Here is a 19156-nt window from a genome sequence, read left to right as displayed (position 1 = left end):
CACCGGCATGACAGACATGAGAAATGGCGCCTCCACGATCGGCGTGATCGGGGCCGGCGTGATGGGCATCGGCGTCGCCCAGAACCTCGCGCAGTTCGGCTACGACGTCGTACTGGTCGACACCGGGGAGGAGATCCTGGCAGCGGCCAGGGCGGCGATCGCCGGCCATTGCCGGATGAGCGCGCTGATGGGCGGCCCGGCACTGGACGCCGCCGAGATCCTCTCCAGGATCGCCACCAGCACCAGTCTGGACGAGGTGGCCAAGGCCGAGGTCGTCATCGAGAACGTGACCGAGAACGTCGAGATCAAACGTGCTGTACACGAGCGACTGGACGAGATCTGCCCGGCCGAGACCGTCATCATCGTCAACACGTCCGCGATTCCGATCACCAAGGTCGGTGCCGTCGGCCGCCACCCCGAGCGAGTGGTGGGCGTGCATTTCATGAACCCTGTGCCGGTCAAGCCGGTCGTGGAGCTGATCCCCGGATTCCACACCTCCGCCGAGACCGTGCGGCGGACCCGGGACCTGCTGCGCGGCATGGGCAAACGCGCAGTGGACGTCAAGGACGCCTGCGGGTTCGTGTCCAATCGGGTGCTGATGCTCACCGTGAACGAGGCCGCCTACCTCGTGCATGAAGGGGTGGCCACCGCCGAATCCGTGGACGAGGTGTTCCGCGGCTGCTTCGGGCATCCCATGGGTCCGCTCGAAACCGCCGACCTGATCGGCGTTGACACCATCCTCTACAGCATGGAGGTGCTCTACGAGCACTACGCCGACAGCAAGTACCGCCCGTGCCCGCTGCTGAAGCAGATGACCGACGCGGGACTGCACGGCCGCAAGTCCGGCCGCGGTTTCCACACCTATGCCGGCTGACCGGCTTGCCGCCGATCGAATCGCCACCAGGGCGCCCGGAGGAGCTCCGGGGAATACGAGGAGATCTGATCATGTCACGTGACGTCACGTCCGAGGTCCTGGCGTTCATCGTCAGCCGGTTCCCGCAGGCCGAGGTCACCGAGTCCGAGGACATCTTCTCGCTCGGCTACGTCAACTCGCTGTTCGCGATGGAGCTGGTGATGTTCCTGGAGAAGACGTTCGAGATCACGATCCCGAACGAGGAGCTGCGGATCGACAACTTCAGGACCGCGTTGGCGATGGCCGACCTGATCGGCCGGCGGTCGGCCGACGCGGTGGGGATAGCTCCATGAGCACCGCATATGAGGTCACAAGTGAGGAAGAGGCCGCAGGGCGGTCTCACCTCCGATCGTTCGATCGTGGTGCGGTCCGCGAGTTCGTGGATCGCCACATCGTGCCGTTCGCTGATATGTACGACCGGCTGGGCCGCATTCCCGACGAGTTGCTGGACCGGATCGCGGAGGCGGGCCTCTGGGCACCGTTCCTGTCCGCCGAGGTCGGCGGCGCCGGGCTGGACATGGTCACGCTGGGCCGGGTGCACGAAGAGGTCGGCCGCGGGTGCTCCTCGGTCCGCAGCCTGCTCACCGTGCACACCATGCTGGCCTGGGCGGTGCAGCGCTGGGGCAGTCCGGCCCAGCGCGAGCGGTGGCTGCCCGAGGTGGCGGCCGGCCGGACCCTCGGGGCCTTCTGCCTTTCCGAGCCGGGTGCCGGCAGTGACGCGGCCGGGATCGTGACCACCGCGGTGGACCACCGCGGCGGGTGGCGGCTCAACGGCACCAAGACGTGGGTCACAGGTGGCCAGCGGGCGGAGCTGTTCTTGGTGTTCGCCCGGACGGCGACCAGCATCGGCGCGTTCCTGGTCCCAAGGTCGACTTCAGGGGTGTCGGTGCAGCCGATCGACGACATGCTCGGCACCCGCGCCTCGATGCTGGCCGAGATCACATTCAGGGACGTACTGCTGGACGCCGACGCGCTGCTCGGACCGAGCGGATTCACCGCGGGCATGGTGCTCACCGGGACCCTGGATCTCGGCCGCTACAGCGTCGCCGCCGGCTCGGTGGGCATCATCCAGGCCTGCCTGGATGCCTGTGCCGCCTACACGGCGACCCGGACCGTGGGCGGCACGCAACTGCGGCACCTGCCGCTCATCCAAGCGAAGATCAGCGACATGGTCACCGACGTCCGGGCGGCTCGGATGCTGGTCGAGGAGGCCGGTCGGCTCAAGGACGCCGGCGACGCCGACACCATCATGGCGACCTGGGTGGCGAAGTACTTCGCCTCCACTGCTGCGGCCCGGCACGCCGGCGAGGCGGTCCAGGTGCACGGTGCCGGCGGGTGCAGTCCCAGACATCCGGTCGCCCGGCTCTACCGGGACAGCAAGGTGATGGAGATCATCGAGGGCAGCAACGAGATCCAGCGGCTCACCATCGCGGCCGCCGCCTACCAGGGGAGGGCGGCATGAATCCTGCCACCGGTGCGGTGCTGCCGGGCACGCCGAAGCAGGGCCGGATCAAGTGCGTCGTGTGGGACTTGGACAACACCTTGTGGGACGGGGTGTTGCTCGAGGACGGCGAGGTGACGCTCCGCAGGACGGTGGTGGATCACATCCACCGGCTGGACCGCATGGGCGTGCTGAACTCCATCGCCAGCAGGAACGACCATGAGGCGGCGATGGCCAAGCTGGCCGAGTTCGGCCTTACCAAGATGTTCCTGGCCCCCCAGATCAACTGGAACGCCAAGTCCGACTCGATCCGGCACCTGGCCGGGGTGCTCAACCTGGGCCTGGACGCTTTCGCGTTCATCGACGACCAGCCGTTCGAACGGTTCGAAGTCGCCGCGGCGCTGCCGGAGGTGGCCTGCGTGGACGCATGCGACGTCGACTCGGCCCTGGCCGGGCCGGAGTTCCGGCCGCGGTTCGTCACCGACGAGTCGGCGAAGCGCAGGCTCATGTACCAGGCACAGCTGACCAGGGATGCTCTCGAGCGCGACTTCGTCGGCACCAACGAGGCGTTCCTCGCCGATCTCGGCATGACCTTCACGATCGCGCCGGCCCGCCGGGAGGACCTGCAGCGCGCCGAGGAACTGACCATCCGCACCAATCAGCTCAACGCGACCGGCCGCACCTACTCCTACGACGAACTCGACGCGCTGCGAGAGTCGCCCGGCCATCTTCTGCTGGTCGCCTCCTTGACCGACCGGTTCGGCTCCTACGGGAAGATCGGCCTGGCGCTTGTGGAAAAGGGTGCGGACGACTGGTGGCTGCGGATGATGCTGATGTCCTGCCGGGTGATGTCCCGCGGGGTGGGCATGGTGCTGCTCAACCACGTCATGCGGCTGGCCAGGGAGGCGGGTGCCGGGCTCCGGGCCGACTTCGTGGAGACGGGCCGCAACCGGATGATGCAGATCACCTACGCGTTCAGCGGGTTCCGGGAGGTGGCCAGAGACGGCGCCCACGTCGTGCTGGCGGCGGACCTGGACGCGCTCCAGGCGCCTCCCGGTTATGTGCGGCTGGAGGTCACCCGGTGAGCCCGCTGGAGTCGGCGGCGATCGACCGGCGGCTGCCGTTCGGCCGCCGGTCCGGGGCGCTCCGGCTGTACTGCCTGCCGCACGCCGGCGGGGCCGCCTCCACCTACCGGTCGTGGGTGGACCGGCTGCCGGGAGTCGCGGTCTGCCCGGTGCAGCCCGCGGGCCGGGAGGGGCGGCTCAGGGAGGTGCCGCACCGGCGGATGGCCGAGTCGGCGGCCGAGCTCGCCGAGATGATCCTGGCCACCGCGGACGGCCCTTACGCCGTCTACGGGCACAGCCTCGGGGCGCTGGTCGGCTTCGAGGCACTGCGCGAGATCCGCCGCCTCGGCGGCCCGGCGGCGACGCATCTCGTCGTGTCCGGCTGCGCGGCGCCGCAGGTCCCGTTCGACGATGGGCCGCGGGTCGGCGGGGCGACCGACGCCCAGATCGTCGGCATGCTGCGCAGGCTGGGCGGGACGCCGGAGTGGCTCCTGGCCGACCCGGACATGCTGGCGATGATCCTGCCGCCGTTCCGGGCGGACTTCGAGATCAAGGAGTCGTACAGATATACCGAGCTGCCGCCGCTGGACGTGCCGATCACCGCTGTCTGCGCCACCGCCGATCCGCGCGCCGACGGCGCCTCGATGCGCGGCTGGCGGGCGCAGACCAACGGACCGTTCACCGCGCACACGCTGCCCGGCGGGCACTTCGCCGTTCTGGAACAGTGGGAGCGCACCCGGCAGATCCTCTGCGAGGCGCTCAGCTTGCCGGTCTGATCCCGCCGCTGATCTTCGAGTGACCGCACGAGGCCGCTCGGTTTCGCGACGACGCCGCGCCCCTCTACCGGCGGGCTGCGGCAGGCGAAGGACTGAATCACCGATCTTGGCAAAACCGCATTACCCGACAATGACCGCCCATCGGAAGGGTCGCGCTCACCGCGGAAGATCTATGTTGAAAGCCGAGAATCTAACAAAGCGCTACGGACGGGTCCAGGCGCTTGCCGGGTTCAGCCTCGAGGTCGCCGCAGGGGAGATCGTAGGTCTCGTCGGCCATAACGGCGCAGGCAAGACGACGTTCATCGAGACGGCCACCGGGCTGATCCGGCCGGACGGCGGCCGGGTCACGGTGAACGGGCAGGATCCCGCACGGGTCCGGGGCATCACCGGCGTCTGCCCGCAGCAGATAGGCCTCTACTTGTCCACGACGGTACGCGAGCATCTCCGGCTGTTCGGCGGGCTCGCCGGGTTGCGCAGGACGGCGCTGCGGGCCGAGATCGACGATCTGGCTGAAAGCCTGAAGCTGACCTCCTTCATGGACCGGCCGGTCGGCGTCCTGTCCGGCGGCCAGCAGCGCCGCACTCAGGCCGCGGTGGCGCTGATCAACCGGCCGTCGCTGCTGTTGATGGACGAACCCACCGCGGGCGCCGACCCCGAGACCCGGCAGGCGCTGCTGGACGTGGTGAAGCAGCGCGCCAGTGAGGGGGCCGCCGTCATCTACACCACGCATTATCTGCCCGAGCTCACCGAGCTCGCGGCCACGATCGCCGTGGCCAGGGCCGGCGCGGTCATCGCCCGCGGCAGCGCGGCCGACCTGCTCGACGGGCTGCCCGGCGAGGTCCTGGTCACGTTCGCCGACGCCGAGGTCCACGTGTCGACCACCGACCCGACGGGGACCCTCCTGGAGATCCTCCGCGACGCCGGGCGGCCGCCGATCGCCGTCGACCTGCGCAAGCCCTCACTCGACGACCTCTACCGATCGCTGACGGTTTCCTATGCTCACTGAATCCCTGCGCCGCATCGGCGTCCTGGTTCGGCACAACGTGCTTGTGCGGCTGCGCGACCCGGGCCAAATGATCAGTTACATCGTGCTGCCGATAATCCTCATGACGGTGTTCAAGCCGTTGTACGAGAAGGCCGTCCAGGGCGCCAATTACCAGATCATCAGCGGACCACTCGTGATGTTCTCGATTTTCACACTGGCGATCGTCGGCAACTCGATCCTCATCGAGCGGGAGTGGCGCACCTGGGACCAGCTGCGGGTCAGCCGGGCGCACCGCGCCGAGCTCCTGCTGGGAAAAACGCTGCCCATCATGGCGATCCTCATCACCCAGCAGCTCGTCGTGGTCCTCTTCGGCTGCGCGCTGACCGGCATCCCTCTCCCGGACACGATCGGCTACGTCGTGCCGGCCATCCTGATCTGGGGCGTCATGCTGCTGGCCATTGGTGCCGCGCTCGCGACGATCGTGCGCAGCCGCGGGGAGATGGGGATGGTCTCCGATCTCGGGACCATGATGGTCAGTGCCTTTGGCGGCGCCCTTCTGCCTGTCTCCCTGATGCCGAGCTGGGCCCGCCACGTGGCCCCGTTCTCCCCCGGCTACTGGGGGGTTGACATGTTCCAAGCGGCACTGCGTGGCCAACCCGCGCACCTGGTCCGACCCGCCTTGGTATGCCTGGCGATCGCACTGGTGGCCGGCACATTCGCCACCTACCGGCTTGCCCATGGCTTCGGCCGCGGCCGACTGATGTGACGCCGGCGGCTCAGGCTGACCAGCATTTCCCGGAGGGTAATTGTGAGTGAGTCCGCGTTCGATACGGCTGTCGCACTGATCGGCATGTCCGGCCGGTTCCCCGGCGCGGCGACCGTCGCGGAGCTGTGGCACAACCTGCGCACCGGAGTCCCCGGCCTGCGCGAGATCACCCATGACGAGCTCGCCGACGCCGGCGTGCCGTCGGAGCTGAGTGGAGACCCGGGCTATGTCCGCGTAGGCGGCGCGGTCCCGGACATCGACCGGTTCGACGCGACCATGTTCGGCCTGAACCCGCGCGAGGCCGAGACGATGGATCCCCAGCACCGGCTGTTCCTGGAATGCTCGTGGGAGGCCCTTGAGGCAGCCGGCTACTGCCCCGTCGACGTGCCGGGCCAGGTCGGGGTGTACGGCGGCTGCGCGTTCCCCGACTACATGGTCCAGAACGTGAGCGGCCTGATCGGCGAGCCCGGCGGCGTCCTGCTGCTCGCCGTGGGCAACGAACGCGACTCGCTCACCTCGTTCGTGTCCTACAAGCTCGGCCTGACCGGCCCTTCGATGACCGTGCAGTCGTTCTGCTCCACCTCTCTGGTGGCCGTGCACCTGGCCTGCCAGGGCCTGCTCACCTACGACTGCGACATGGCCCTGGCGGGCGGCGCCTTTCTGCCGCTTCCCCAGCCCGCCGGCTACCTCTACACCGAGGGCGGCATCCTGTCGCCGGACGGGATCGTGCGCAGCTTCGACGCCAAGGCGAACGGCACGGTCATGGCCCCGGGTGTGGGAGTCGTCGCCCTCAAGCGGATGAACGACGCACTGGCCGACGGAGACGTGATTCATGCGGTGATCCTCGGGTCGGCGGTCTCCAACGACGGCAGGGACCGCGTCGGCTACACGGCGCCCGGCGTCGACGGCCAGGCACGAGTGATCGAGTCGGCGCTGGCGGCGGCCGACGTCAACCCCGACTCCGTCGGCTACGTGGAGTGCCACGCGACCGGAACCATGCTCGGCGACTCGATCGAGCTGGCCGCGATGAACCGGGTGTTCGGCCCGGATCCGCGGACCCCGTGCGTACTCGGCACCATCAAACCGATGCTCGGCCACCTGGACCGCGCCGCCGGTGTCGCCGGACTGATCCGGGCGACGCTCGCGCTGGAACACCGCGTGCTGCCCGGCACGCCGCACCACACCAAGCCGAACCCAGTGCTCGCCGCCGCCGGTGACAGGTTCACCGTGCTGGCCGGCGATCAGCCGTGGCCGGCCGGGACGGATCCGCGGCGCGCCGGGGTCAGCTCCTTCGGCCTTGGTGGGACGAACGCACACGTGGTCCTGCAGGAGGCACCGCCCCGGCAGGCCGGAGTCCCCCGGACCGGACCCCACCTGCTCACCATGTCGGCCGCCGACCCGGCCGCGCTGGACGAGCTGACCGCCAGGCTGCGCGACCACCTGACCGCGCACCAGGACACCGACCTGGCCGACGTCGCCTTCACTCTGCAGGAGTCCCGCGGCTACTTCGCACTGCGCCGGGCGGTCGTGTGCGCCGATCTCGACGACGCCGTCGCGGCACTCGCCGATCCGGCCCGCTGGATCGACGGCCGGACCGACCGCCGCGACCCGCGGCTTCACCTGGTGACCCCGGCCGATCCGCCCGCCGACTGGTGCGCCGAGCTTGTCTCGGCCGCCGGTGAGTTGCTCGGGGCAGCCGTGGCCGGCGTGCCGCCCACCGGGGTGGGGGCGGCCGCGGCCGTGACGGACGGCCTGACGCGGCTCGGTATCCGGATCGGCTCGACGCCGGACGCCGTGGAGGTCGCGCTCTCCCCGGACGGCGCACCGGCCGTGGATTGGCTGGCGGGCACGCTCGCCCGGCTGTGGCTGGCCGGCGCGACGATCGATTGGGCGGCGCTACACCATGGGATGGGCCGCCGCGTCGAGCTGCCCACCTACCCCTTCCAGCGCCGCCACTACTGGGTCAAGGCCGCCCCGGCAGACCGGGACGCCCAGGCCACAGGCCGGTGCGCCGATCCGTCGCGGTGGACCTACCTGCCGACCTGGTTCGAGCACCCGCTGCCGCTCACCGACCTGGACGCCCGGCTGCGAGCCGCCGGCCCATGGCTGGTGTTCACTGCCGACCCGCGCGGAGATGCCTTGGTCCAACGGCTCCGCGACGCCGGAGCGGAGGTGACCACCGTACGGCCGGGGGCGACGTTCGACGCCACCGACTCCGGCGAGTTCGCCGTCCGGCCCGGCGAGCCGAGCGATCACGAGGACCTGCTCCGCAGCCAGGTCCCCCCGAGGACGATCATTCATGGCTTCGCGTTACGCGGCACCGGATCCGCCGCCGATGCCATCGACACCTTCGAGGCGGCGCAGGAGTACGGCTTCTACTCCGCCCTCGCGCTGGCCGCCGCCCTGGCCACCGACCCCGGTGCCGAACCGACCGAACTGATCCTGCTCACCGGCGGCGCGGTCGGCGTGGTCGGCCCCGATCTGACGGATCCCGAGCATGCGACCCTGGTCGGCCTGGCACCCAGCCTGAGCCAGGAGAACCCACACCTGCGCTGCCGCACCGTCGACGTGGGCGATGTCACCGCTCCGGCAGATGTGGACCGGACGCTCGCGGCCATGATCGCCCCCTTCGAGGGCCCGGTGGCTGTCCGGGCCGGCGAGGCCTGGCTGCGCGGCTACCGGTCCCTGCCACTGGCCGCCCCGGAGACCGGCCCGATCCGCAGCGGCGACACCGTGCTCATCACCGGCGGCCTCGGTGACGTCGGCCTCGTGCTGGCCCGGCACTTGGCCGCGGGCCGCGACTGCCGGCTGGTGCTCACCGTCCGGAGCCCGCTGCCCCCGCGGGAGGAGTGGCCGGCCTTCCTCGCCGCCGTCCCCGAGGGCGCCGACCGGACGGCCCGGCATATCAGGAACGTCCTCGACCTGGAGGCCCGGGGCGCTCAGGTGCTGGCCGTCTCGGCCGACGCAGCCGACGCCGAGGCGATGCGAGAGGTGGTGCGGGCCGCGGACAGTGTCTTCGGCGGCGTTGACGTGGTGGTCCACGGCGCCGGCGTCCAGAACGAGCAGTTCTTCGACCTGGCGCACCGGATGGACCGGGCCGCCTGCCAAGCGCACCTACGGGCGAAGGCGGCCGGGTTCCTCGCGCTCGAGGCGGCCCTTTCGATACTGCCGGCCGGCCGGCGGCCGCACCGGCTCATCACCCTGTCGTCGCTGTCCGCTGTTCTCGGCGGCATCGCGCTCGGCCCCTACTCGGCGGCGAACGCCGCCCTCGACGCCTACGTCCGGACCGCACGGCTCCGCGGCACACCATGGATCACCGTGGATTGGGACACCTGGGCCATCGACCCTGCCCGGCTGGCGCAAGGCCCCACGGCCGGCACCTTCGCGATGACGCCCGAGGAGGGCATCGCCGTGTTCGAGCGGGCGCTCGCCGCCGTCGACCATGTGGGACACGCCGTGATCTCCACCGGTCCGCTGGCCGACCGGATCGCCCAGTGGGTCACCGGCGACCTCGCCGCGCCCGGCACAGTGGACGACGACCGCGAGCGGTATCCACGACCCGACCTCATGACCCCCTACGCCGAACCGGCCGACGAGACGGAAGCCGCGATCGCCGATATCTGGGCCGCCGTCCTCGGTCTGGAAACGGTCGGCATCGACGACGACTTCTTCGAGCTGGGCGGTCACTCGCTGATCGCCATCCAGCTCGCCAGCCGGATCGGGTCGGCCCTCGGCGTGCGACTCCCGGTCACCGCTCTCGTCGAGCAGCCGACGGTGCGTCGGCTCGGCGCCATAATACGAATAGCCACCCCCAACCATGAGGCGGCAACCCCGGCGTAGCCGGGACAGCACCGCCCCAGACCAGCCGCGATGTTCCAGCAGGTGCCGAAATGGCCGTGACCTGCGCGGTTTCATGCGGGCTCCCGACGGTAACGGTCCGGACCCGCATGAGACTGGGCAGGCTACGGTGCTCCTGAACCACGAGGAAGCAACCACCCGCCCATCCAATAAGGTCTGCTCGTCCCGGTCCGGCCAGGCGGACGAACGCCGCGGAAAGACTTAGTACAGGAACGGATCGACGCCGGGTGAGCCGGATTCCCCGCCGAATCCGTCCCGGGCACGGCTCCAGCGCCCCGCGAAACGCCGAGAATGAACCCTTTCCGGAGCACGGCTTTCGGTGACCGCCGGGGCCGCGCGCCTGGCGGTCCGGCGTAAGGCGGTCTCGCCGCCGTCCGGGGATTCGCGCTGCCGGGGCAAGACCGGATGGGCCCCCCGCTCGTACGCGTACGCCACCTGAAACCACACGGTCCTGCTGGTGAGGTCCTGGCGTACACCCCAGCCAGAGGCGAGCGCTTGGACGATGTGGAGACCCCGCCCACCCTCGCCTGATTCGTCGTCACGCACCCGTGGAACCTCTTCACCGCCCGCGTCGATGACGTCGGCGTGAACGAAGTCGTGGCAGTCGGCGAGCGCCAGGGTGACTTTTCCGCCATTCCTGGAATTCGAATGGACCACCGCGTTGGTGACCACCTCGGACACCAGGAGTGTCACGGTGTCCAGCGCCGGATGATCGTCGCCCAGTTTCTCCCGTACGAACTCACGGGCCATTCCGGCCGACCTGGGCTCGCCGGCCAACTCGATGACGCCCAGCAATCTTCCCATTCGCATGCGCTCGCCTTTTCGTCCGACGCGAGGAACGCGCTTGTTGGAGACTTCGCCCTATCAGAGTGGCGACGGAGAGCTACGATCGGGAGCGATTGCCCCGCACATAGGGTCACATTTCTGTGAGGAGCCGGTGAGCACTTCAATATCGTCGAAATTCGGATAGAAAGGAGCGATATGCCCCCCATCAAGGACACGGACCCAAGCGAATCCCCGCGCACCTTCTTCGCCGCCGAGCTGCGGCGGTACCGCGAGGCGGCCAGGCTCTCCCAGCGGGCACTGGCCTCGCGCATGGGCTTCTCGGAGTCGCTGGTCGCCATGGTCGAAACCCTCCGACGTCCCCCGACCGACGACTTCGCCAGGGCGTGCGACAAGGCTCTCGGGCTGGACGGCACCATGGTGCGGCTCTACATCGCCATGACGTGGGACAAGGCCAGTGAGCACCTCAGGCCCTGGCTCGAAGAGGAGGAAGACGCCGAAGCGCTCCGCAGTTGGGAGCCCACCCTCATCCCCGGCCTTCTCCAAGCCGAGGCGTACGCACGTGCGCTGATCGCAACGGCCCCCGGCATCACTCCGGAGGAAGTCGAGGACCGGCTGACGAGCCGCATGCGACGACAGTCGCTTCTGCACAGGGACAGGCCCCCGACGGTCACCTTCCTCATGGACGAGGCCGTGATCCGGCGCCGCATAGGGAGCGCGGCGGTCATGCGCGAACAGCTGAGGCTCCTGCTGGAGATCGCCCAGCATCCCAACGTGACCATCCAGATCGTGCCCTACGACGCCGGAGAGCACTGCGGGTTGGCGGGCGGGTTCATCATCGCCGAGCGGAACGGGACCGCCTATGCCGCCTATACGGACGCGCAACCGAACGGGCGGACGATACAGAACCGGCAGATCCTCGCGGAACTCACCGCCACGTATGACGCGGTTCGCGCTGAAGTCCTACCATTCAAACAGTCACTCCGCCTCATACAGGAAGTGGTGAACCAAAGTGGGTGACCTCCAGGGCGCAAAGTGGCGCAAGAGCACCTATAGCACCCACAACGGCAACTGTGTCGAGGTCGCGGCGAACCTCCCAGGCCTCATCGCGGTCAGAGACAGCAAGACCCCGACCACGCCGGTGCTCCTCCCCCCGGCCGAGTGGTCCGCGTTCCTGACCGGACTCAAGACCGGCACCCTCAACACCTGATCCCCCGGCGACAGCACCAGGACGAGAGAGCCCTCCTAACCGAGGAGGGCTCTCTGGTTCCCCGCTGGCGATCGGTCAGTCCGTGTTCGACCAGGTCAGCGCACCCCTCTGAGCGTACCGCGGGCACCCCAACGGTTCCGGGTACACGAAGTGCGGGCGGGACGGGTACGACTGGCCCCGGGTCACCACGTGCCCGCGACCTGCGTGCGCGCGGTCTAGGCCTCGCCTCAGTCGGCGCGGAGGAGTGAGTAGAGCACCTGGTCATGCCATTGCCCCCCACGCCAGAGGGCACCCCGAAGGACACCCTCACGCGTGAAACCCGCCTTCTCCAAGGCTTTCCGTTCGGCGATGTTCCGGATGTCGGTGGAGGCTTCGATCCGGTTGGCCCAGCTGTGGTCGAACAGGTACCTGGCGAGCCCCCGTTGCGCTTCCGTACCGATGCCCCGGCCCTGGAGGGCCGGTCGGATGAGGATGCCGATGGTCCAGCACCACGACGTGGCCGGGGGACCCCAGATGGCCTTGCCCCACTGCACCCGCCCTGCCACTTCGCCATCGGCGCAGACGGTGAGCGTGCCGCCGTCGTCAGTGAGCAGGCCGTTCGCCTCCAACGCCCGCCGGTCATGTAGGCCGGACCGGTAACCGAACCACTGGAAGTCCCCCCGACCCTCAGGGCTGTGCAACTCGCGGTCGAAGACTGTCAGATCGCTCTCGACGACCGGCCGTAACGTCACTTGAATCAAGCGGGTCTCCTGATCTGGAAGCGGGAGCTGCTATCGTACGCTCGCTTCCGGACAGCCCGCAGAACACACCAGGCGCGCCTCCACGAGCTGGTCGAGCACTTTCCCGGAGAGCGGCTCCCCGATCTCCTCCAGGGAGAAGGACCCGGTCCTGGTCAGCAGGTCGCCGAGGTCAGAGGCCAGCTCAGCCGGAATGGCCAGATCCGCGTCGGCGGTCATCAGGTGGACGTGCGTGTCGTCGGCGGAGCTGTACAGCACGCCTTCCGGGTGCGTGTGGACAGTCCCGTCCCGGCCGGTTCCTAGCACCTCGGCCAGTGGCCGGGCAGGCAGCGGGTCGAAGGGATCCAGACGTCGTGTGACGACGCGCTCCGTCAGCGCCTCCACGTCCAGGTTCGCGAGCAAGCGGCCGATCTCCATGGTGGCGTCCATCACGGTGGTCTGGGCGCGTTCGCGGTCACTGAGCGACTTCGGTGGCAGTTCTCCGGCGAGTGCGGCGTGCTGGGCAAGGTCTCCCACCACCGCCTCAAGCACGTCGGCCAGTGTCGTGGCGACCACGGCGAAGGTCAGATGGAGGCTGGGGCGTTCTCCACTGGCTCCCTCGTGCCACCAGCCTCGAGGAATCCACAGCACATCCCCCTCGGAGAGCACTAACTCCAGGTCGGGAGCATCGGTGGCGGGCCGCCTTCCATATTCCCAGAGTCGCCACTTCTTAGTGCCTTCGAGCTGCGTCAGCCAGGCATGGGTGGGGTCGAAATGCGCTCCGAATCCCTGTGCGGACGGCGGAGTCAGGTACGCGTTGACGGAGACCGCGTGACCGATCTCGGTGGCCAGCCGTCGCGTGAGATCGCGCAGTGGGAGGCATCGTCGGTGCACGCCCTGAAGGACCAGGGTGGCGCCCCGCCCCAGTTCGGCCGTCATCCGAACGGGATCGGCCAACTCTTTGCCCGCAGCTGATTCTGCGCGATCCGATCGGGTGATGGATGGCGCGGGAACCAGCCGGTTGTCTCTGGCCATGCGGAAAGCGGGCAGCCGGATGGCCTGGTCGTTCAGCAGGCCGTCGAGGGACGACCAGGTGAATGCCTCCCGCAGGCCCATTGCGGTCCGCGCGCTGTGATACGGCCTGTCCGGCCAGGAGCTGTCGAACAACCGCGGGTCGCCGAGGAGGGGCAAAACCCGCCCAGATGGGGTCACGTTCATGTCAGCTCCGAAGGTCGCGCGTCGGTCCCGTGGAGTCCCAGTGCCATCCGCACTGCGGCGAGCGCGTCGAGGCGCTTGCGGTCCCAGGCGTCCCGCCGGTCAGGGGACAATTCCGCTAAGAGCACTGCGCTGACCCCCTCGGGAAGGTGCCGTTCCCAAGCACGCAGCAGCACCGACGGCCGGCGGTCCCGGAAGTGCACGCCATGGGCGATCCGGAGGGCCGCCTCGGCCGGGCCTTCGGGAAGGCCTGTGCGTTTCAGCAACCAGCGCACGTTGACCAGCGGGATCGTCACCGGAGCAAAATCCTCCGGGTCGTAGAGCAGGGCGACGTCACCGTCGGAGTCGATCGTGCCGTCCAGGTACTGCCGGTAGATCCAGCCGGTGCCGGTCATGCCGAGCGTGCGGCACTCGACGGCCCGGAGGGCACCCATCGAGGAGGCACCGGTCAGCGGTTGGCCGGTAGCCAGTACAGCGCGCACCTCGGCGATGCTGACGGCGAGCCGCTGGCCGAACTCGCCGTCGATAATGACAGCCGTGCGTTTCGGACCGTCGGCCAGGTCGAGCAGGTCCCCGCGGCGGACGGGAGGCCGGACCTCCAGCGTCCGGCCCATGGTCACCGCCAGCTCGCGAAGCCGGGCCAGGTCAGCGGGGCGGAAGGAGGGGCCGGCGAAGACAATCACGTCACGGGATGTGGTCACGACAGGGACCTCACCAATCCGTCGCGGACCATCTCCCGCCGCAACCGGGCACCCAACCTGAGAGGATCGTTGTGGTAGTTCTCCAGGCCTGGGACTACGACCTTGGTGACTGAGAACGGCAGGTCGTGCGGTGCGAGTTCGGTGGCAAGGACCAGGTCGAGGCCGATTCCGCGCAGACCCGAAAGTACCACGTCAAGATCGCCGTCGATTCGTCCCGTGCCGGCACTGGGGAGTTCGGCGAAGTCCATTTCGGGTCGGCCGTCACTCCAGACCCTGAGCATGTCCCGCATGGCTTCGTAGGAGGCATGGCGGCGGTAGGCCTGGCTGTCGAGGTCCTCGCGGGCGCCTCCGATCACATTCAGCCGGGACTGGGCCGCCTCGGTAAGCGCGCGGGTGGCCGCCACCACCGGGTCGAGGTGGCATCCGGCACCGCCGTTGATGAGCATGCCGTCCTCGGCGTGGGTGTCGTCGGCGGTGGCGAAGACCGTCGGCACGCCGATTTCGTTAACGTAGCCGAACAGCTGGACGTTCACCCCCATCTCCCGGAACCGGGCGGCGAGTTTCGCGGGCCCGTCGGGCAGGGATCCGGGGCGGATGCGGCCGCCCCGTTTAAGGGTTTCCCCGAACGCCGTGCAGTCCTGCTCGACGGCCTCGAGCAGGCCGTGTAACAGCGCCTCCTGAGGGCTGTTGCCGATGGCCAGGCCGATGGTGTTCGACCGGAACATGTCACATTCTGGGGGATAAGGAGTGAAGATCGCGAGCGCCGGGACCAAGACTTCGATGTCGGAGGACAACTCCCGGGTCGGCCACCAGCCGAGGACCGCGTCCTCGTGCCAGGTGTGACCGCGTCGCAGGATGAGCCGCCGGGGGTCGAGTACGGGGATGTCCTCCCGGCGGAGCTCCGCGTAGGACGCGCGGCGGGGTTGCCGGCCCGTAGGCGGCTCGCACCAGGTACGCTCGATCGCCTCCATCATCGCCGACACCTTCGCCGCGCGCCTGGTTACGCCTTTTCCGCTGGTCACCGTGTTGAGCCCGGCAGCCGCGCCGGGACGGGTGCTGTGGAAGACGGGGATGCCGAGGACATCGAGGTCCGTGATGTCGGAGATTCGGGTGATACCGCAGCGGGATAGGAACGCCGTGGCCAGCGCCTCGGTCTCCTCGAGTGGGCGGGTGCGCAGCGAGGTGCCGCATGCGGTGGCGGGCGCGCGGTCTCCCGGCGGGAACCAGTGGCTCCTACCGGCGCTCGCCGGCATGCTCAATGTCGTGTCGGTCACCGGAGGAACTGCTCCTTCCTCGCCGGTCGTGGTGCGAGGGCGGTCCGGCACGCCTCCAGCACCCACCGGTACCAGGCTGCCACGTTCGCCGGCTTCTCGATGCTGTGCCGCTCGTCGGGGAGCAGCATGAGCCGCACGTCCACTCCCCGGCTCTCGAGTGACCGGTACATCGCCCGGGTTTCGCCCACGGGCACGTGGGTGTCACCACAGCCGTGGGACAACAACACCGTCACGCCGGGATCGATCCGGGTCAGGTCGAGGCTCTCCCTCCGGTACGTGGGGGAAGTCTCGATTGGGCCGTACTCCCGAAGCCAGTGCCAGTGCAGGTCGCAGGCGCGCGCAACAGCGGCGAAGTCGGCCCAGCCGCAGTGGGCGGCGATCAGATGGATCTCGGGTAGCAGCGTGCCCAGGGCCAGCGCGAGATAGCCACCGAAACTGCCGCCCATGGCAGCGACCCGGTTCCCGTCCAGGGCGGGATGGTTCAGCGCGTCCCTGACCTGTCCGGCCGCGACGGCGGCCACGCCGGACGTCCAGCGGCCCCAGCCCCGTTCCACCGCATCCTGCCCGTACCCCAGCGACAGCGGGGGGTCGAGCATCAGTACGGCGTATCCCTCCGTGACGAACGGCCAGGGGTTCCATCGCCATGACCAGTTTGTCCAGCTTAGGAGTGGGCCGCCGTGGCACCAGATGAGCACGGGCAGAGCGTGTCCCGGATCATGGGCCGGCAGACAGAGGCGGCTATGCCATTTAGACCCGTCCGGGGCGTGGTGGGTGAGCCGTTCCACCCGCCCGGCCGGGGCGACGGCCGAGGCGGGTGCGATCAGCGGTTCGGGAACCGACGCCGGACGGTCCGCCCGGAGCGCGACGACTTCGGACGGCAGGTCGACACGCGAGCGCACCACGAGCGCCTCACCCGCCGTTACGGTCACCTCGTCGACAGAGCCTCCCAGCTCGACAGGCTCGGGCCGGCCACCTTCCAGATGTACCCGCCACAGGCGGCGCAGGCCGTTCTGCTCCCCAGTGCAGAGCAGAACGTCCGGAGCAGCCCAGGCGGCCGGTTGCAACCAGTCGGGATGGAGCCGGGCGACCCGGACCGACCGGGAGCTGTCGGCCGCGACGAGAACCACGCCCTGGCGCGGGCCCCTGCCCGGTACGGCCACTCGCTCGGCCGTGCAGGCGAACCAGGCGCCGTCTGGCGAGGCCACGGGCGCGGTGAGGTCATCTTCGTGCCAGAAGGAGCTGGCTCCCCTCGGGTCGGTGGGGGCGAACAGCAGCAGGCCATGGCGGCGGTGGCCGCCGGGGAGGAAGCGCACCACGCCCGCCGCGCAGCGCCCACCGTCCGGGGTCATGGCGAGTTCGCCCGTCAACCGCGTATGCGAGGGCAGAGGCAGGGGAAGGATTTCGGGGTCTGAGTGGTCAGGGTCGATCCGAACCAGGCGGAGCGTTTCGGCCCGCATCTGATAGCTGGACTCTGGCCAGAGATCACCGTGCACCATGGTGGCGCTCAGCCCGCTCCGCGCCAGCTCTTCCCGCAGTTCCGCGTCTTCCCGCGTCGTGCGCGCCTCGGCGTGCATCCAGACGGCGGCAACGATCACAGAAGCCACGGCGTAATAGGAGACGACGTCACGTGGTGTGCTCAGGACCAGGCGCAGGCCCTCCTCCGGCCGATGCCGCCACAGCGCGCGGCCGGAGTGCCCACGCGTGGCCTTCTGCTCGGAAGGCCGGTCAGAGAGGATCAAGTGACCGTCATCGAGCGTCGTCACAGCCGAGGCACCCGCGTAAGCGTTTCGCAATGCCCATCCACCGGAGGGCGCCGGCGCGTAGCAGAGCACGAAAGGTACCAGGAAGGGCCGCCCATCACGCCTGAGCATGGCTTCGACGATCAGCTCGTCACCCCGCCGATGGGCCCTCAGCACCCGGGACTGGCCCAGCGTCAGTTCGATCAGCCGCACGCCCGGGCCTTCGGCTGTCATCACGCTCACGCCTGGCCACCACGCCGCGCGATCCGCACCGCCTGCTCTGCCAACGCGCCGGAGTCGAGCTCTTTCAGGTACGCGCTCAGCTCGGCACGTAACCACGCGACCTTCTCATCGGGAGACATGAAGTGGTGCGTCGCCGCGATTGCCTCGGCCCTGGAGTCGCTCAGAAAGTTCGCAAGGGCGAGTTCGGCAAGGTCGGTGATGCCGGGCTGTCGGATGGTGAAGGCGACATGCAAAGACTCATCACCCGGATCGGCCGTCTGACGCAGATGGTCGGGTGGGACGTACAGGGCGTCCCCCGGCTGGAGCGTGACCGGGTCACCGCCCGGCCGCCACACCGTGTGCCCCGTAACCTGCAGGATCAGCACGTGCGCCCCATCCAGGGCCGGGGACGGCGGGGAAGTGCCTTTTGGGCGGAGCACGACCGACGAACGTACGTCCGCCCGCAGTTCCGTTCGCAGCCACTCGGCCGTCGCCTTGATCCCGGCATGCCAGTGATCGACCTGGTTCAGCGTGAGGACGGCGCCCGCGGCGTAGTGCTCCCGGATGGCCCGGCCATCCGCGTAGCCAGGTCTGGGCTTTGTCTGCACGATACGCGTCACCGTGGCGGGCGCGGGAGCGACCTCAGGACGGACCTCGAAGTATGGGCTGACCAGAAGCCCACAGTCGAGGAGGTCCCAGATCTCCGCCGGGGTCAGCGCCGGCGGGCCGCTCCAGCGGAACACCTTCGGGCGAAGGCCCCAGGAGTCCGCGAGGGGCATGGTGGTGATGACGCTCGTCATCGGCTTACTCCGTCCTGTCCCTCATCCGGGCCACCGCCGTGTCCACCAGGGTTCGCGCCTCGACGGAATGAAGATGCCGCAGCAACTCCCCGATCATGACGTCCGTCTTCTCCTCGGGTGACATCCGGTCCGTCGCCGGGGTCGCCGTGGGGGCGAATGTGTTCATCAGCGACTCGATCAGGTCCAGCGGTGTCGGTTCGGTGATGGTGAGGGTCAGGTGAAGGGAGGTGCCGCCCCGGGCGGACGCGACGTGCGGATACCCATGGGGCAGGTAGAGCACATCGCCGGGCTCCATGACGAAAGAGTGGGAATGGCTGTCCACGTCAAGGTCCACAAGGCCGGGTCGTGCGTCGATGTCGCCAGGGGAGTCGTAGATCCGCCACTCTTTGGCGCCCGCGACTTGTAGGGCCAGCACGTGTGAACCGTCCCGGTGGGGGAGCATGCCGGTGTTGTCACACGGGGTGTAGAACACGTACGCCTTCAGTTCGGCCGGAACGCGGGCCTCGATCTCCCGGAGAAGGTCACGGATGGGCCGGTGCCAGTCCTCCAACTGGTTCAGCTTCATGGAGCCTATTTCAGCGGGCTTCCCGGAGTTGTAGGACGAGGATTGCTTTGACGATCTGACCTGCGCGAAGTGGGCAGCAGCGGAGCTTTCGCAGGATGCGCCAGGCCTTCAACTGGGCGTTCGCGCGT

Annotated in this window: 18 protein-coding genes and 1 pseudogene; 10 read left to right on the top strand and 9 right to left on the bottom strand. The window is 69.1% G+C overall.

What is annotated here, in order from left to right:
• Window positions 1-7 precede the first annotated feature (7 nt).
• The 8 genes from DQ384_RS29050 (at window position 8) to DQ384_RS29015 (ending at window position 9785) form a co-directional block, all read left to right on the top strand.
• Window positions 8-874, top strand: a complete 867-nt coding sequence (locus tag DQ384_RS29050) for a 3-hydroxyacyl-CoA dehydrogenase family protein (protein ID WP_245966860.1) — start codon at window positions 8-10, stop codon at window positions 872-874.
• A gap of 71 nt (window positions 875-945) precedes the next feature.
• The gene (locus DQ384_RS29045) at window positions 946-1206 is read left to right on the top strand and encodes an acyl carrier protein (RefSeq protein WP_114032066.1); all 261 of its coding nucleotides are present in this window, start codon (window positions 946-948) and stop codon (window positions 1204-1206) included.
• A complete protein-coding gene (locus DQ384_RS29040; RefSeq protein ID WP_114032065.1) occupies window positions 1203-2375 on the top strand; it encodes an acyl-CoA dehydrogenase family protein in 1173 nt (390 codons plus the stop codon). Before DQ384_RS29045 ends, DQ384_RS29040 begins: the two co-directional genes overlap by 4 nt.
• Window positions 2372-3439 carry an HAD-IIIC family phosphatase gene (locus DQ384_RS29035; protein ID WP_114032064.1) on the top strand — a complete coding sequence of 356 codons (1068 nt, stop codon included), beginning with the start codon at window positions 2372-2374 and terminating at the stop codon, window positions 3437-3439. Before DQ384_RS29040 ends, DQ384_RS29035 begins: the two co-directional genes overlap by 4 nt.
• Window positions 3436-4194, top strand: a complete 759-nt coding sequence (locus DQ384_RS29030; protein WP_220183197.1) for a thioesterase II family protein — start codon at window positions 3436-3438, stop codon at window positions 4192-4194. Before DQ384_RS29035 ends, DQ384_RS29030 begins: the two co-directional genes overlap by 4 nt.
• Window positions 4195-4366: 172 nt before the next feature.
• Window positions 4367-5200, top strand: a complete 834-nt coding sequence (locus DQ384_RS29025; RefSeq protein WP_114032063.1) for an ABC transporter ATP-binding protein — start codon at window positions 4367-4369, stop codon at window positions 5198-5200.
• Window positions 5190-5945 (top strand): ABC transporter permease, encoded by a 756-nt coding sequence (locus tag DQ384_RS29020; protein WP_114032062.1) that lies wholly within the window; start codon window positions 5190-5192, stop codon window positions 5943-5945. The genes DQ384_RS29025 and DQ384_RS29020 overlap by 11 nt, the downstream gene beginning before the upstream one ends.
• 42 nt (window positions 5946-5987) lie before the next feature.
• Window positions 5988-9785, top strand: a complete 3798-nt coding sequence (locus DQ384_RS29015; protein WP_114032061.1) for an SDR family NAD(P)-dependent oxidoreductase — start codon at window positions 5988-5990, stop codon at window positions 9783-9785.
• Window positions 9786-10004: 219 nt separating this feature from the next.
• Here the strand turns inward: DQ384_RS29015 and DQ384_RS29010 are convergent, their stop codons facing one another.
• Window positions 10005-10598, bottom strand: coding sequence for an ATP-binding protein (locus DQ384_RS29010; RefSeq protein ID WP_181871478.1), 594 nt, complete (start codon window positions 10596-10598; stop codon window positions 10005-10007).
• Window positions 10599-10784: 186 nt separating this feature from the next.
• On the opposite strand from DQ384_RS29010, the gene DQ384_RS29005 reads away from it, so the two are divergent.
• Together DQ384_RS29005 and DQ384_RS29000 are read left to right on the top strand one after the other, a co-directional pair.
• A complete protein-coding gene (locus DQ384_RS29005; protein WP_114032059.1) occupies window positions 10785-11606 on the top strand; it encodes a helix-turn-helix domain-containing protein in 822 nt (273 codons plus the stop codon).
• Window positions 11599-11796 carry a DUF397 domain-containing protein gene (locus tag DQ384_RS29000; RefSeq protein WP_114032058.1) on the top strand — a complete coding sequence of 66 codons (198 nt, stop codon included), beginning with the start codon at window positions 11599-11601 and terminating at the stop codon, window positions 11794-11796. The genes DQ384_RS29005 and DQ384_RS29000 overlap by 8 nt, the downstream gene beginning before the upstream one ends.
• A gap of 227 nt (window positions 11797-12023) precedes the next feature.
• Here DQ384_RS29000 and DQ384_RS28995 read toward each other — a convergent pair whose 3' ends face one another.
• The 8 genes and pseudogenes from DQ384_RS28995 to DQ384_RS28960 form a co-directional block, all read right to left on the bottom strand.
• The gene (locus DQ384_RS28995; RefSeq protein ID WP_245966874.1) at window positions 12024-12527 is read right to left on the bottom strand and encodes a GNAT family N-acetyltransferase; all 504 of its coding nucleotides are present in this window, start codon (window positions 12525-12527) and stop codon (window positions 12024-12026) included.
• Between the two features lie 39 nt (window positions 12528-12566).
• Window positions 12567-13730, bottom strand: a complete 1164-nt coding sequence (locus tag DQ384_RS28990) for a JmjC domain-containing protein (protein ID WP_114032056.1) — start codon at window positions 13728-13730, stop codon at window positions 12567-12569.
• A complete protein-coding gene (locus DQ384_RS28985; RefSeq protein WP_114032055.1) occupies window positions 13727-14428 on the bottom strand; it encodes a TfuA-like protein in 702 nt (233 codons plus the stop codon). The genes DQ384_RS28990 and DQ384_RS28985 overlap by 4 nt, the downstream gene beginning before the upstream one ends.
• Entirely contained in the window at window positions 14425-15702 is a 1278-nt protein-coding gene (locus DQ384_RS28980; protein WP_114032054.1) for a YcaO-like family protein, read from the bottom strand. Before DQ384_RS28980 ends, DQ384_RS28985 begins: the two co-directional genes overlap by 4 nt.
• Window positions 15699-17675 carry a S9 family peptidase gene (locus tag DQ384_RS28975; RefSeq protein ID WP_245966873.1) on the bottom strand — a complete coding sequence of 659 codons (1977 nt, stop codon included), beginning with the start codon at window positions 17673-17675 and terminating at the stop codon, window positions 15699-15701. The genes DQ384_RS28980 and DQ384_RS28975 overlap by 4 nt, the downstream gene beginning before the upstream one ends.
• 5 nt (window positions 17676-17680) lie before the next feature.
• Window positions 17681-18463, bottom strand: a complete 783-nt coding sequence (locus DQ384_RS28970; protein WP_114032052.1) for a cupin domain-containing protein — start codon at window positions 18461-18463, stop codon at window positions 17681-17683.
• 4 nt (window positions 18464-18467) lie between these two features.
• Window positions 18468-19028, bottom strand: coding sequence for a JmjC domain-containing protein (locus DQ384_RS28965; protein WP_114032051.1), 561 nt, complete (start codon window positions 19026-19028; stop codon window positions 18468-18470).
• A gap of 10 nt (window positions 19029-19038) precedes the next feature.
• A pseudogene (locus tag DQ384_RS28960) lies at window positions 19039-19156 on the bottom strand (IS5/IS1182 family transposase); the annotation flags it as partial.

It is taken from the genome of Sphaerisporangium album (genome assembly GCF_003323745.1).
Classification (GTDB): domain Bacteria; phylum Actinomycetota; class Actinomycetes; order Streptosporangiales; family Streptosporangiaceae; genus Sphaerisporangium; species Sphaerisporangium album.
Note: the sequence above shows the minus strand (reverse complement) of the source record. Positions and strands in the feature narration are given on the sequence as shown.